General features: G+C 40.8%; 12 protein-coding genes and 1 pseudogene. 8 read left to right on the forward strand and 5 right to left on the reverse strand.

What is annotated here, in order from left to right:
- Together H6G05_RS19825 and guaD are read left to right on the forward strand one after the other, a co-directional pair.
- Nucleotides 1-165 (forward strand): annotated as a pseudogene (locus H6G05_RS19825) (photosystem II q(b) protein); the annotation flags it as partial.
- Nucleotides 166-510: 345 nt separating this feature from the next.
- On the forward strand, nt 511-1,842 hold the full coding sequence (guaD, locus tag H6G05_RS19830) for a guanine deaminase (protein ID WP_190580710.1): 1,332 nt from the start codon (nt 511-513) through the stop codon (nt 1,840-1,842).
- A gap of 26 nt (nt 1,843-1,868) precedes the next feature.
- On the opposite strand, the gene asnS is transcribed toward guaD, so the two are convergent.
- Nucleotides 1,869-3,269, reverse strand: a complete 1,401-nt coding sequence (gene asnS / locus H6G05_RS19835) for an asparagine--tRNA ligase (protein WP_190580712.1) — start codon at nt 3,267-3,269, stop codon at nt 1,869-1,871.
- Between the two features lie 298 nt (nt 3,270-3,567).
- Nucleotides 3,568-3,777, reverse strand: a complete 210-nt coding sequence (locus tag H6G05_RS19840) for a hypothetical protein (protein WP_103667564.1) — start codon at nt 3,775-3,777, stop codon at nt 3,568-3,570.
- A 216-nt stretch (nt 3,778-3,993) separates the two neighbouring features.
- On the opposite strand from H6G05_RS19840, the gene pgl reads away from it, so the two are divergent.
- The 3 genes from pgl (at nt 3,994) to H6G05_RS19855 (ending at nt 6,235) form a co-directional block, all read left to right on the forward strand.
- The gene (gene pgl, locus H6G05_RS19845) at nt 3,994-4,704 is read left to right on the forward strand and encodes a 6-phosphogluconolactonase (protein ID WP_190580714.1); all 711 of its coding nucleotides are present in this window, start codon (nt 3,994-3,996) and stop codon (nt 4,702-4,704) included.
- A 55-nt stretch (nt 4,705-4,759) separates the two neighbouring features.
- Nucleotides 4,760-5,023, forward strand: coding sequence for a DUF3493 domain-containing protein (locus H6G05_RS19850; protein ID WP_190580716.1), 264 nt, complete (start codon nt 4,760-4,762; stop codon nt 5,021-5,023).
- A 165-nt stretch (nt 5,024-5,188) separates the two neighbouring features.
- Nucleotides 5,189-6,235, forward strand: a complete 1,047-nt coding sequence (locus H6G05_RS19855) for a late competence development ComFB family protein (protein ID WP_190580718.1) — start codon at nt 5,189-5,191, stop codon at nt 6,233-6,235.
- A 254-nt stretch (nt 6,236-6,489) separates the two neighbouring features.
- Here the strand turns inward: H6G05_RS19855 and H6G05_RS19860 are convergent, their stop codons facing one another.
- From H6G05_RS19860 to H6G05_RS19870, 3 genes are all read right to left on the reverse strand, one after another.
- A complete protein-coding gene (locus H6G05_RS19860; protein WP_190580720.1) occupies nt 6,490-7,344 on the reverse strand; it encodes a DUF928 domain-containing protein in 855 nt (284 codons plus the stop codon).
- A 454-nt stretch (nt 7,345-7,798) separates the two neighbouring features.
- Nucleotides 7,799-8,884: an extracellular solute-binding protein gene (locus H6G05_RS19865; RefSeq protein ID WP_190580722.1), complete on the reverse strand. Its 1,086-nt coding sequence runs from the start codon at nt 8,882-8,884 to the stop codon at nt 7,799-7,801.
- A 180-nt stretch (nt 8,885-9,064) separates the two neighbouring features.
- Nucleotides 9,065-9,832 carry a hypothetical protein gene (locus H6G05_RS19870; protein WP_190580724.1) on the reverse strand — a complete coding sequence of 256 codons (768 nt, stop codon included), beginning with the start codon at nt 9,830-9,832 and terminating at the stop codon, nt 9,065-9,067.
- A 360-nt stretch (nt 9,833-10,192) separates the two neighbouring features.
- Here H6G05_RS19870 and H6G05_RS19875 point away from each other — a divergent pair, with 360 nt between their 5' ends.
- The 3 genes from H6G05_RS19875 to H6G05_RS19885 all read left to right on the forward strand — a co-directional run bounded on the left by H6G05_RS19875 (nt 10,193) and on the right by H6G05_RS19885 (nt 12,370).
- Nucleotides 10,193-10,906, forward strand: a complete 714-nt coding sequence (locus H6G05_RS19875) for a glutathione S-transferase family protein (protein ID WP_190580726.1) — start codon at nt 10,193-10,195, stop codon at nt 10,904-10,906.
- A gap of 336 nt (nt 10,907-11,242) precedes the next feature.
- A complete protein-coding gene (locus tag H6G05_RS19880) occupies nt 11,243-11,899 on the forward strand; it encodes a hypothetical protein (protein ID WP_190580728.1) in 657 nt (218 codons plus the stop codon).
- A 99-nt stretch (nt 11,900-11,998) separates the two neighbouring features.
- Nucleotides 11,999-12,370: a DUF309 domain-containing protein gene (locus H6G05_RS19885; RefSeq protein WP_190580729.1), complete on the forward strand. Its 372-nt coding sequence runs from the start codon at nt 11,999-12,001 to the stop codon at nt 12,368-12,370.
- Nucleotides 12,371-12,604 lie beyond the last annotated feature (234 nt).

A 12,604-nucleotide genomic window follows, 5' to 3' on the forward strand; every position in this document is an offset into this window, starting at 1 on the left:
TCTGACAGCCAAGGTCGTGTCGTACCTAGCTGGGCAGACGTAATCAACCGCGCAAACTTGGGTATGGAAGTAATGCACGAGCGCAACGCTCACAACTTCCCTCTCGATTTGGCTGCTGTTGATGTAGCTCCTGTTGCAATGGCTGCTCCTGCTATCAATGGTTAATCGACTAATCTAGTCTTCTCGAAATAAAAAAGCCTCTCCGCAAGGAGGGGCTTTTTTATTGAGATAGCTAGAACAAATCAAAACCCAAAAGATAGGTGGCGGCGCGAAGCGGCGCTACTCATCTTTTGGGTTTTATGTCCTAAAACTTACATTGCTATAGCTTTATACCAAAACTGGCGACAGCTAACTGACCATTGATTAACCATGTCTATCTGAGATAACTTGATTGTACTTTTTGCGACTACAATCAAGATCAAAAAATGTGAACAATAGTTTCATAAGACTAACCTCATTAAACTAATTATTTTTGATTGATCGCTTTAATCGATCACTATTTTCTAAACTATGCAATATCACTCTATCAAAGGATTTCGAGCCAGTTTTCTAGATACGATCGCCGATCCATTCTATGCTCCAGAAGCTGACTGTATTCGCTACTTTCCTGATGGTTTGCTGATAGTTGAAAATGGCAAAGTCAAAGATTTAGGTAACTACCAAGAACTGCAAGCTAAATATGCAGATATTCCGATTACAGAGTATCGCGATCGCCTAATTGTCTCAGGATTCATTGATACGCATATCCATTTCCCACAGACAGAAATGATTGCGTCCTATGGCGAGCAGTTATTAGAATGGCTAAGTACCTATACATTCCCGACAGAGCGAAAGTTCGCTGATCGTAACTATGCCCTAGAGATTGCCTCTATTTTTCTCAATGAGTTATTGCGAAATGGGACTACAACTGCCTTGGTGTTTACCGCTGTATTCCCACAATCAACGGATGCTTTTTTTGAAGAAGCACAGCGACGTAATTTGCGGATGATTGCTGGCAAAGTAATGATGGATCGTAATGCTCCAGAGTTTTTAAGAGATACAGCATTATCTTCGTATCTAGAAACTAAGCAGTTAATTGAGAAATGGCATAAGTGCGATCGCTTACTCTATGCTGTTACCCCAAGATTTGCGCTGACATCAACCACAGAACAATTAACTAATATCGGTAAACTCTTGCAGGAATTTCCTGATGTTTACCTACATACGCATCTTTCAGAGAATGTAAAAGAAGTGGAAGCGGTTGTTGCTGAGTTCCCTGAAAGCGATGGATATCTAGATGTCTATGATCGTGCAGGTTTAGTGACTGAAAGATCTGTATTTGCTCATGGAGTCCAACTTACCGATCGCGAATTTACCAGATTATCAGAAGCAAAATCGGCGATCGCCTTTTGTCCAACTTCCAATCTATTTTTGGGGAGCGGACTATTCAAACTAGGGAAAGCTAAATCTTTAGAAACTCCTATAAAAGTCGGTTTAGGAACCGATGTGGGTGCAGGAACCAGTTTTTCGATTTTAAAAACTGCTAGTGCCGCCTATCAAGTTGCCCAGTTGAGATCTCAAAAGTTGTCAGCGTTTCAAGCATTATTTCTGGCGACTTTGGGGGGAGCAAGAGCGTTATGTCTTGAGGATAAATTAGGTAATTTTGAGATTGGGAAAGAAGCTGATTTTGTGGTGCTAAATCTGCGCTCAACACCAATTATGGCGTTAAGAAATCAATCTTCAGAAGCGATCGCCCCAACACTTGCCGAAATCTCCGATCAACTATTTGCGACGATCATTATGGGTGACGATCGGGCGATCGCCGCGACTTACATCATGGGCGAATTAGCTCACGAAGCATAAAGGGTGCAACGCGCCCTTTATGTTGCCTAAAACTCTGCACTTTGAGGAAATCGAGGAAAGGGAATTACATCTCGAATATTTCCCATCCCTGTAATGAACTGCACTAGGCGCTCAAAGCCAAGCCCAAAACCAGCATGAGGCACAGTGCCATAGCGACGTAAATCTAAATACCACCAATAATCTTCAGGATTTAGACCAACACTGCGTATTCTGGCTTCCAATACATCAAGGCGTTCTTCTCGCTGAGAACCGCCAATAATTTCTCCAACTCCAGGGGCAAGAATATCCATAGCTCTTACTGTCTGGCGATCAGTTGCTGTATCTTCATTCACCCGCATATAAAATGCTTTGATGCCCAGTGGATAGTCCATGACAATCACGGGCTTTTGAAAATGTTCTTCTGCTAAAAAGCGCTCATGTTCCGATTGCAAATCTAATCCCCACGACACTGGAAACTCAAAGGTTTTACTGCTCTTTTCGAGAATGGCGATCGCCTCTGTATAGGTAATTCGCTCAAATTTTTCATCAATGATTTTGCGAGCATTGGTCATTACTTGATCGTTTACCCGTTCTTGGAAAAACTCCATATCTTCTGGGCAAGTTTCCAAAACATAATTGAAAATATATTTGAGAAAATCTTCGGCTAGATCAGCATCACCTTCGAGATCGCAAAAGGCGACTTCTGGCTCAATCATCCAAAACTCGGCAAGGTGGCGCGAAGTATTTGAGTTCTCAGCGCGAAAAGTAGGGCCAAAAGTATAGACGTTAGAAAAGGCGGTTGCCATGATTTCGGCTTCTAGTTGACCACTGACTGTCAAAAAAGCTGGCTTCCCAAAAAAATCTTGGGAAAAATCAACGGGCTTACCCGCTGCCGCTACTTTATTTAGGTCAAATGTGGTGACCCCAAACATCTCGCCCGCACCTTCACAATCGCTAGCAGTGACAATTGGTGTATGTACCCATAAAAACCCCCGTTCTTGAAAAAATTTGTGAATTGCAAAGGCACAAGCATTTCTCACGCGAAATACAGCCCCAAACATATTTGTACGGGGACGCAAATGCGCGATCGTGCGAAGAAATTCGATCGAGTGACGTTTTTTCTGCAAAGGATAAGTCTCAGGATCGGCGACACCAAAAACAGCGATCGCTGTAGCTTGCATTTCCACCCTTTGTCCTTTGCCCATGGACTCAACTAAAGTCCCAGTCACCTCAATCGACGTGCCTGTAGTGATTTGCTTAATTAGAGTTGCATAGTCATCAATCGTTTGCGGCAAAACTATTTGAATTCCCTGTAGCGATGAACCATCATTTAGTTCTAAGAAAGTAATTTCCTTCCCTTCACGCTTTGTCCGTACCCAACCACGGACAATATAGGATTGACTAGTTAAACCACTACGTAATAAATCAATGATTCTTGCAGATGACATACGCTAGAAATAATTGCTAGAAATAACTGTAAATAGTTTGTAGAGCAATGAAACCAGCGATCGCATAGCTCAGGCAAGTATCCTAACATTTTGGCGGATGGTACTGTCAGAAATCTGAGATGTTCCCATTTAGAACTCCCCCCCTAAATACCCCTATATATAGTTAAGCTCTCACAAATCAAAATGTAGTACTTGAAAAGTGAATGTGCTTAAACCAAACTCAAAAAACAGAATAAAAAGTAGTATCTTAAAAAACCTTATAATTAAACGAAACCCTAATGAGTCGTCTTCAGTCGAACTAATTTTGATATGCCATTTCTCGGATTAAGGGCAGGCGATTGCTGATGTAGTTACTGAGATCGTTTTGTTGATGGGAGTCGAGGGATGAGCGTTGTTGAACCTGATCAACCAACCAGCTCATTAGCCCATCATCATCAAGATTTAGGAGTAGATTTGGCTGTGCTTGGCTGACTGAGTCCCAGAAGAGGCGTATGATAGCAGGTGTCATGACTATTTACCTTAACCTTAATATTGTTCTAACATTTTATAGGTTAATACATTTGCTCGTTAGTACTGTCAAAAATCACACAAAATGAAATAAAAGACACCTCTCTTAAGATTGATTGATAAATATTGATGAATATTGATCAAAATTGATCAAAAAATATACAAAATGCATCATTAGTTCATTCTCACCATTTTTTTCGCTACAGAGGTATTTTTTATGGCTAGACAAGTAGAAATTTGGAACGATCGCGCTGAAATTGCCTCAAGAGCATTGTTATTGTGTCAACTTGCCTATGATGAAGCAATTTCTAAAGACGCACGCTTCACCATTGTTGCCGCAGGTGGGAGTACACCCCGTGTTTTGTATGAACTCTTAGCAAATAAAGAATGGGACTGGTCAAAGGTACATGTTTTTTGGGGAGATGAGCGCTATGTACCTGTTAGCGATCCGCAAAGTAATGAGGGGATGACTCGCCAAGCATGGCTTAATCATGTCGCTATTCCTGAGTCAAATATTCATGCAGTGCCAACTGATGCTGATGATCCTGCGATCGCCGCCGCAAAGTATGAACAGCATATTCAAGAATTTTTTGGTGTCAGTGGAGGAGAATTTCCCCAATTCGATCTGATTTTGTTGGGAATGGGGGACGATGGACATACAGCCTCGCTATTTCCACATACCAAAGCTCTCAAAGTTGGCGATCGCCTTGTAACCGTTGGCGAAAAAGATGGACAACCTCGGATCACTATGACTGTTCCTTTAATTAATCAGGCGAAAGAGATTATTTTCATGATCGAAGGTGCTGCTAAGGCAAAAGCTTTAACTGCGGTGTTAGCGCCTCAAGGTGATGTTAATCAATATCCATCACGACTGATTACTGGTAACACTATTTGGCTATGCGATCGCACAGCTATGAAGTCCAAATAATCAAGCTCATTCAGGCTTCAAGTAATATGAAGGTGGATGCATAGCGCCCACCTTTATGACAGTCAATAAAATCGTGTCCAAACTAAATTCTGAACAGTATGATCGCCTAAGACGTGAAGCCAAAGCGCCCTACCGTGGACTCCGCATATTTATTTATATAGCTTTTTCAGGTTCGGGATTTATTGGTGCAGTGATCTTTTTCACAAGATTAATTGCTAGAAATGGAGATTTGGAGACTAACTTAGGAAATTTAGCTATACAAATTGGGGTATTAGCTTTGATGCTATGGCTATATCGTATTGATAAGAACAAGAATTGATATGAATTTGATCTTTTTTGTAAGTATTATGTCAATTGCTATAATGTCTAAATCATTTTAATTTTGATTTCTTTGCAATTCCAAAAAAATTTGCAATTAGTTTAAACTAATAGTTTTCCATTTTAGAAACACTTCAATTTCATATTGGGTTTGGGACGGCTTGATATGCAAAGTTGCAAAAATGCAATAGAGGAGATGGTAATTGCAGAAATTGATTTACAAATCTCTCACTTACCTCAATACCGACGTGATCAGATTAACTTAAGTGAAGTCGCAGCTTATGCGCTCAATCGTCTGCCCCCGATGTATGCCACATCGAAAGTAGGATGGCTGAGGCAACGCAAAAAAGCAGCTACCGAAATGCGATCGCAAATTGAATCCGCAGTGCGACGGGCGCTCGTAAGTGTCAAGCCTGACGCACTGAGAGACGCAAGACCTCTACCATCGCAGGAGGTGGCTAGTCATGCGCGATCGCTTGCGGCACTCCAACAAGTTTTAGGCGCAGAAAATGCCTCTTGGAAGGATATTCCTACCGCTTTAGAGAATGCCTTGATTACAGTCAAGCTCAAAAGTGCAGTGAGTAATACCTACATAGTTACAGGTAAACGCGAGGCAATTGCTGGCCGCGATGAAACTGCTTTGGGTCGAAAATCTTCAGAAATATCTTGGAAAGGTAGACAGGTTCAAACCTCAATCAATTCTGATCGGGATGAGCAGAAGGCTAAAGATTTTCAAACCTATATGGTTGATGTCAATTATCAATTTAGTAATGTACTAGAAAAATTAGTATTGTCACTTGCCTATCATCAAATTCAGAAATTACATCCTGCGATCGCTGAAACCGTCGATCTAGGAGAAGCTACAGCCTATGTATTAAATAGACTACCTCCAATGTATGCAACCTCAGAAAAAGGCTATAAATCCTTGAGACTAAGGGCGCGAGAAGTCTATGGCAAAGAAGTTGTGGCAGTTCTCAAAGAGGCGATCGCTGTTTGTGTAGAATCTCCAAATTTAGAAAAAATCCCTCTACCTTTGGCTCGTTTTGAGGCAGAACTAGAAGAATCTCTGGAGCAAGTGAGTTGGATTTTGCAACGTGATGATATTAATTGGCGCAATGCTCCATTTATTGTTGAGGAATGTCTATATAAAGTTGTTAACAATGAAATGGAATGGCGTAAACGCAGCGATTATAACTATCCATATTCTACATAGGGCGATGCCCCACTCTCGTGAAGTAATTCTCATTATAAAATCATTTTTTAGCAAGTTTTTTGAAAGCTCGCCAACGGCGAGCTTTCAAAAAACTTACTTTGCTTAGGACATAAAACCCAAGAATCGAGTGGCGGCGCTTTGCGCCGCCACTCGATTCTTGGGTTTTGGTTTGTACTAGCTAACTCTTTTTTTGCTATACCAAAATCGTTCTTGTAATTAGAATTGCTAACTCTCGTAACGGGACATCACCACAATTATCTTGATGGGCTATATTTCATGATTTGTAGTATTGATTGTTTGGAATTAATTAGGCTTGAATTGTTGACGTTATATTTGCCCATACATTTCTTCTTAGGATACCTTTTCATTAATTGATCCAACATTGCTAATCGCTCTTGTAAAGCATCTTTATCATTAGGATTTATATCAATCCATTTAGTGTATGCATCGAAAGCATCATACCAATAAAGATTTTCTGCAAAGATTCTCGCCTTTTCTAAATGTGTAGAAGCAGCTTGTACTTTCTTGATGACTGAAGGATTACTTTCTCGCTTGACAATTGCTCTAATGTCTATTTGATTAGTAACGTCACTCTGATCATGAGCGCTAGGTTGCATATAACGAATATGCCAACTATAGATTTTATTTACTTCCAGTGAAGGTGCATTTGCTGGAAGCTCAAATCGATATAGACCAGACTTGACTTTAGGAGTTACTTCTGACCGAGAACGAAAAATTGACTTTGCATTACGAGCAAAGCCAACTCTAATGAAAAAATCCATATAAAAATTATTGCTATTATAACTTACTGGCTTTGAATTTTTTGATGCTAGTGATTTATGCTCGACATACCAATAAAAAGTTGGTCGCTCTGAAAGTGTTCTTGCTCCATCGTCTGGAGCGATGAGATCGATAGAGACGAGATTAGTTAAATCTCCACACCTTACCTGTCCTTCAGGAAATTGATTTGGTAATGTGCCCAGACCATAAGAACTATTACTTTTTGATTGTCCTGTAACTTGCCCACACCAACTAATCGTGCTGAGAAATATTGTCACAAAGACTAATTTAGGACATTGGAATAGAGGTTGCCAAATGTAAAGTTTCATCTTTGCTTATTCCCTAATAGTAAATATAGTCTTTTATAAGCAAGCGAGGTACAAAGGTTTGTTTCACAAACCCGTACTTCACTAGACTGATAAACGCTATATTCTTTATTTACTAACTACTATTGGCAAATTATACCAATTTAAAACTTTTGCCTAAGTAAGTAGACATAATTAAATATAAACCTCTAAAACCTGTACAGCTTGATAGGTGAGCTATAGATGTTTTAAATTTGTTGCTTAATTACGCCAAATCACTTAGATATAGTTGCAAACCAGAAGAGGAATGGTGGCGCTTCGCGCCGCCATTCCTCTTCTGGTTTTTGATTTTTCCTAACTAATACCCATTTATGAAAGTGTGACAATACTTTTATAAATTAAAAAACAAAACCCAATAATTAGTGGTGCGGCGCTTCGCACCGCACCACTAATTATTGGAGTAAGGAAGTATATGGGTTTATATTGTTCCCGATCGCAGCTTAGTCCAAAGCTCCTTATATTGTGTAAGTGTTGATGGAGACAAAGGAGCGATTAACTCACTTTTAGCGAGGATATCCTGTGAGAAAAACTTGATCGGATCAGCTTTGACACTAGCAGGAACTTGATCTAACTCACTAGATGCGCTAATTGCCTCAGTCAGAGATGTAATTTGAGCGGCAATCTCAGGCGTTAGACAAAAATTCATCCATTCCGCCGCCGCGATCGCGGCTTCGCCCTTAGGTATTACCCAAAGATCACTCCAGAGAGATGTGCCATCTTGGGGGATTACTACTCTCAGATTAGGGTTTTGTCTTTGGGCTTTATGCATATCACTCGTCCACCCCACTGCGGCGAATGTATCGTCTGCTAGTAGAGACTGCAAATAATTATCAGAAGAATAGGTTAAGACCTGCGAGTTAAGGCTTTTTAGTTCTTGTGTCAGTGTGGCAAAAACATCTTGACGTTCAACTAAGTTTTCTAGTTGATAGGATTGCCCCATCTTTTTTAAAACTAAGCCGATCACTTCACGGGCATCGTCGGGTAGGGATAGCTTTAGTTTTAATTCTGGCCGCCATAGGTCTGACCATTGAGTAATCTTAAATTTCAGTTTGTCACTACGGTAGGCGATCGCTGTTGCTCCCCAGCGATAGGGAATGCCCCACACTTGATTATTGCGCGTAACACTCTGTCGCCAAAGGGGAGATAGTTTTTGCCATTTCGGAATTTTTTCTAGTAGATTGGGAGTGATAGGTTGGATTAAAGAATTAGCGATCGCTCGATCTAGCCAACTGTCGCCAATACTGATGAGATGTGGTGCTTTTTCTTTAGCGATATTGGGATAATTTTGTAGTTCTTGCCAAAGTTTTGAAGGGGCATTTTCAGCTTTAAATTCAATTTTTGTTTTAGAGGCGGACTCAAATTGATTAATAACTTTACTGGGTATGGCTCCTAGTAAACCCGTGATCCTTAAGTGATCGCGCTGATCAAAAGGATTTGATACTTGACATCCCCCAAGTGCAGCGATCGCCGCCCCACCTACAACTAAAAACTTACGTCTATCCATGACCTAATTTTATACCCATATCCCATTAATACCAAAACACAAAATGGCTATGCCATTTTGTGTTTTAAAACCCTTGCTGGGTTTGGTTTTTAATTTACAAAAATAAAGCGGCGCTTTGCGCCGCTTTGACCCACAAGCAATTAAAAAAGGAGCAAAGCTCCTTTTTTAATTGCTTAGTTTTTACTTTACAAATGGACGCATCAGCAAATAACCAGCGCCAAACGAAGTTAGCACGATCGCTATGATCGTTGCAGTTAAGACCCAACCACTTAAGCCTGTAGACTCATTTGCCTCCTCCATCGACTCAGTACGAAGAGGTCGAGAAGATATTTCTTCACGAATTTCTAACTTGGGCAATACTTTTGTTTTTGGGGTCGATGTAGGAGCGGGCGCTTCAAAGGCTGCAAAAGAACTATCGTAATACAGAGCTTCACTAGCCATCGAATCGCTATCCATGGGTTGTACTGGCTCAGTAGCAAGTTGTCTCGCCCTAGAAATTGCTTCCTGAATAGCGTTGGTTGTCTGCTGTACAGCAACTTTACGAGGACTAACCTGTGTGGGCTTTTCCACAGAGCGGGGCTTAGCGGCAGGAGGACGACCTTGAGGTTGAGGATTACTTCTTGATGGTGCAGTATTAATTTGTGAAGAAGCACGGATACCTGCTAAAACATCAGTTAGCTTAGAATCAGGTAAATTAGACTGGGTGAGAATTGCTTGAACTCGATCTGTAGATTGGGCGATCGCTTCAAACTCTTGCAACAGCATTTGATTTTGCTTAGTTAGTTGCTCATTTTGCAACTGAAAAAATGAGAGCTTTGCTTGAGTAGATTGCAACTCCGCAGCCAATTCTCGATACACAGTCACAGGTACTGAGGCTTGATAACCAGAGTGAGAGGTCTGATAACCAGAGTGAGAAGTTGTAGGTTTAAAGACTGGATTGGCTTGCATAGGCGACAGCACCGATAGACCGTAAAAATTTAGTCGAGACTATACCATATGATTTACTACTTTTTTGCACTAAAATCCAAAATACATAGCGCTCCTAAATGAGTTGTAAGATTTTGAGTGTTGTGAGAGTGCGCCCTGAAGGGGCGCACTCTCACAATCTATTTAGGATTGCTATAGTTGACAAGCTAAGCTCGCCAACTATGTTTTGGATTTTAGTGCAAAGCGAGAGTTAGCTAGTACAAACCTAAAACCCAGAAGATAAGTGGCGGCGCTTCGCGCCGCCACTTATCTTCTAAGCAAAACTTGATTTGCTATAGCCGCCCAATTTGTTTAGTTTGCTAATTTTAAAGCTTTAAAGCCATGCTTTTATTACAATTCAGTACTTCTCACTATTGCCGTAAAGCTAGGCTGGCTCTTGGCTATAAGCAAATTCCCTATCAGGTTGAAAATCTCACCCCTGCTTTGCACATTTTACGAGTTAAACCTCTTTCGGGTTCACATACTGTGCCTGTACTATTGCCTCAGCAAAAAAACTGTCCCGCAGTAGTCGCCGACTCTACCGAAATTATTCGGTTTCTGGAAGCCTATCAACCTGATCCACCTCTGTATTTGGAAAATGATATGCAACAAAAGGAAGCTTTACGATTGGAAGATTATTTTGATGAATTTATTGGTACGGCGGCGCGGTTTGTGTACTACCAGTTTCGTGCTAATGAGGGCAAACAGATCGATTCTTCTTGGATGAGTCAAGCTGTGATTGCGATTGTCCGATCGCAATATGACATTAATGCCGACTCAGCAAAGATTGCTGCTCTGAAAATTGCTGATGCGATCGCGATGCTCAGTGAATTTTGGCAAGATGGCTATTTGGTGGGCGATCGCTTTAGTGTTGCTGATTTGACTGCGGCAGCTTTGTTGTCGCCATTAGGTTTAATTCCTACTTATCGGCAAAATTATCCTTGGCTATTTGAGCGAATCACCGAAATTCATCAGCTTTGTAATGAACCATTACCCAAAAATTGGCAAGCTGGACTTGATGGTTTATCAAGTTATAGCAATGCAAAAGTGAACTAGTACAAACCAAAACCCCAGAAGAAGAATGGCGGTGCGAAGCACCGCCATTCTTCTTCTGGGGTTTTATGTCCTAAGCAAAACTTGCTTTTCTATAAGGTAGTGAACAAGATGACAAGGGTGGCGCAAAGCGCCGCCCTTGTCATCTTGTTCATAAAAGTGGGGCTTTTAAATTTCGTTACTTTTGAGATTTTGTGCTTAAACATTTTCGGTGTTAGCTGATTGATGTTAACTTAGAGGATATTTAAAAAGTCTAAAAGCTGAATTTTTCCAATACTTCAGAGTCTAAAAAACAGGTTTTCAGATAGGTTGTTAAAGGCGATTAGTGCGAGTAGTTTTATGACTGTCAATGTTAGCGAATCTTTGTTTGAGCAGATTCTCGAATATCTTCGAGCAAGGACTGAAGCGAGCGATCGCGTTGCTGAAAGTTTGCTCAAAACACTTGAAACTCTGACATCTAGCAGTACTACAAGTTCTGTTACTAAGTCCAATAGCGATCGCGACGCTGATCTAGAATTGCAGTTTGGACAAAAACTATTTGACGCTTGGAAAGAGCTAGCTGACCTACAAGTGGGCGAAAACTATTGGAGCTATCCAGTCATGTTTGAAGACCTTGCCGAAGCAATGGAGATATCTGTTGATCGCTTTGTGCAGTATTTATCAAATGTTCAGATTGGCAGTTTGCAGCTTATTCAAGGTCGTGGCTACAATTATCAGGTAAATGGACAGCAATCTGCTTCCTTGACTTTCCATTCTGCCCCAACTCTCAAAAAAGCAGCGATTCCCAATGTTGCTGATAAAAAACAAGGTGCGGATCATAAATCTCTAAGCAAAACTTTTAAAGTAGGCGATCTCGTAGTTGTAAATGCGAACCGTCAACAGTATGCCAACCATAAAGGTGTAGTTGAGCAAGTGATTAGTGTTAGCTGTCGTGTCAAATTAGACAATGGCTGGACAGCCTTTTTACCTAATCATTGTTTGGATCACATTCCATAAATTGCAAAAGGGGTGCTTAGCGCCCCTTTTGCAATTTATGGAAGAGTCGCGCCGAGACTCTCACTAGACTATAGACCTAATATAAAAAGCATTGAGAATATGACCTTTGAAGAAGCGATCGCTCAGTTTAATAGTGGTGATTATTATGCTTGTCATGACACTTTAGAGGCGATTTGGAATGATGCTTGGCAAAGCGATCGGGCTTTTTATCAGGGTATTTTGCAAATTGCTGTTGGTCTATATCATCTCAAAAGTCAAAATTGGTATGGTGCGGCAATTCTCCTAGGTGAAGGTACGAGTCGTTTACCAGCCTACCTTCCCGATTATCAATCCATTGATGTGGAAACTTTATTGGAAGATAGTTTACTCATCTTGCGAACAGTGCAACTGAGTGGAAAAGAAGGTATAGGGAATCTCTTGAAAAATCTTGAGAATGGAGATTTGAAAACCCCGAAGATCTATATGCTCTAAGAATTATGGGATTTACTCAAGAACCAAATTCTTGTGACGTGGCTTTGCCACGTCACAAGAATTTGGTTCTTGAGTTTGCTACGCATTCCTAATCTTGTTATCCCAATCCACGAAAGTGTGACAACACTTTCGTGAATTAAAAGCTCAACCCTTACAGGGTTTTAAAAACACAAAATGGCGCAGCCATTTTGTGTTTTGGTATTACACCAATTCACGAAAGTGTGGCAACACTTT

It is taken from the genome of Phormidium tenue FACHB-1050 (genome assembly GCF_014696925.1).
Classification (GTDB): Bacteria; Cyanobacteriota; Cyanobacteriia; order Pseudanabaenales; family Pseudanabaenaceae; genus Pseudanabaena.

Coding starts and splice junctions, on each gene's coding strand:
- guaD (WP_190580710.1), top strand. CDS start 511: ATGCAATATCACTCTATCAAAGGATTTCGAGCCAGTTTTCTAGATACG.
- asnS (WP_190580712.1), bottom strand. CDS start 3,269: ATGTCATCTGCAAGAATCATTGATTTATTACGTAGTGGTTTAACTAGT.
- H6G05_RS19840 (WP_103667564.1), bottom strand. CDS start 3,777: ATGACACCTGCTATCATACGCCTCTTCTGGGACTCAGTCAGCCAAGCA.
- pgl (WP_190580714.1), top strand. CDS start 3,994: ATGGCTAGACAAGTAGAAATTTGGAACGATCGCGCTGAAATTGCCTCA.
- H6G05_RS19850 (WP_190580716.1), top strand. CDS start 4,760: ATGACAGTCAATAAAATCGTGTCCAAACTAAATTCTGAACAGTATGAT.
- H6G05_RS19855 (WP_190580718.1), top strand. CDS start 5,189: ATGCAAAGTTGCAAAAATGCAATAGAGGAGATGGTAATTGCAGAAATT.
- H6G05_RS19860 (WP_190580720.1), bottom strand. CDS start 7,344: ATGAAACTTTACATTTGGCAACCTCTATTCCAATGTCCTAAATTAGTC.
- H6G05_RS19865 (WP_190580722.1), bottom strand. CDS start 8,884: ATGGATAGACGTAAGTTTTTAGTTGTAGGTGGGGCGGCGATCGCTGCA.
- H6G05_RS19870 (WP_190580724.1), bottom strand. CDS start 9,832: ATGCAAGCCAATCCAGTCTTTAAACCTACAACTTCTCACTCTGGTTAT.
- H6G05_RS19875 (WP_190580726.1), top strand. CDS start 10,193: ATGCTTTTATTACAATTCAGTACTTCTCACTATTGCCGTAAAGCTAGG.
- H6G05_RS19880 (WP_190580728.1), top strand. CDS start 11,243: ATGACTGTCAATGTTAGCGAATCTTTGTTTGAGCAGATTCTCGAATAT.
- H6G05_RS19885 (WP_190580729.1), top strand. CDS start 11,999: ATGACCTTTGAAGAAGCGATCGCTCAGTTTAATAGTGGTGATTATTAT.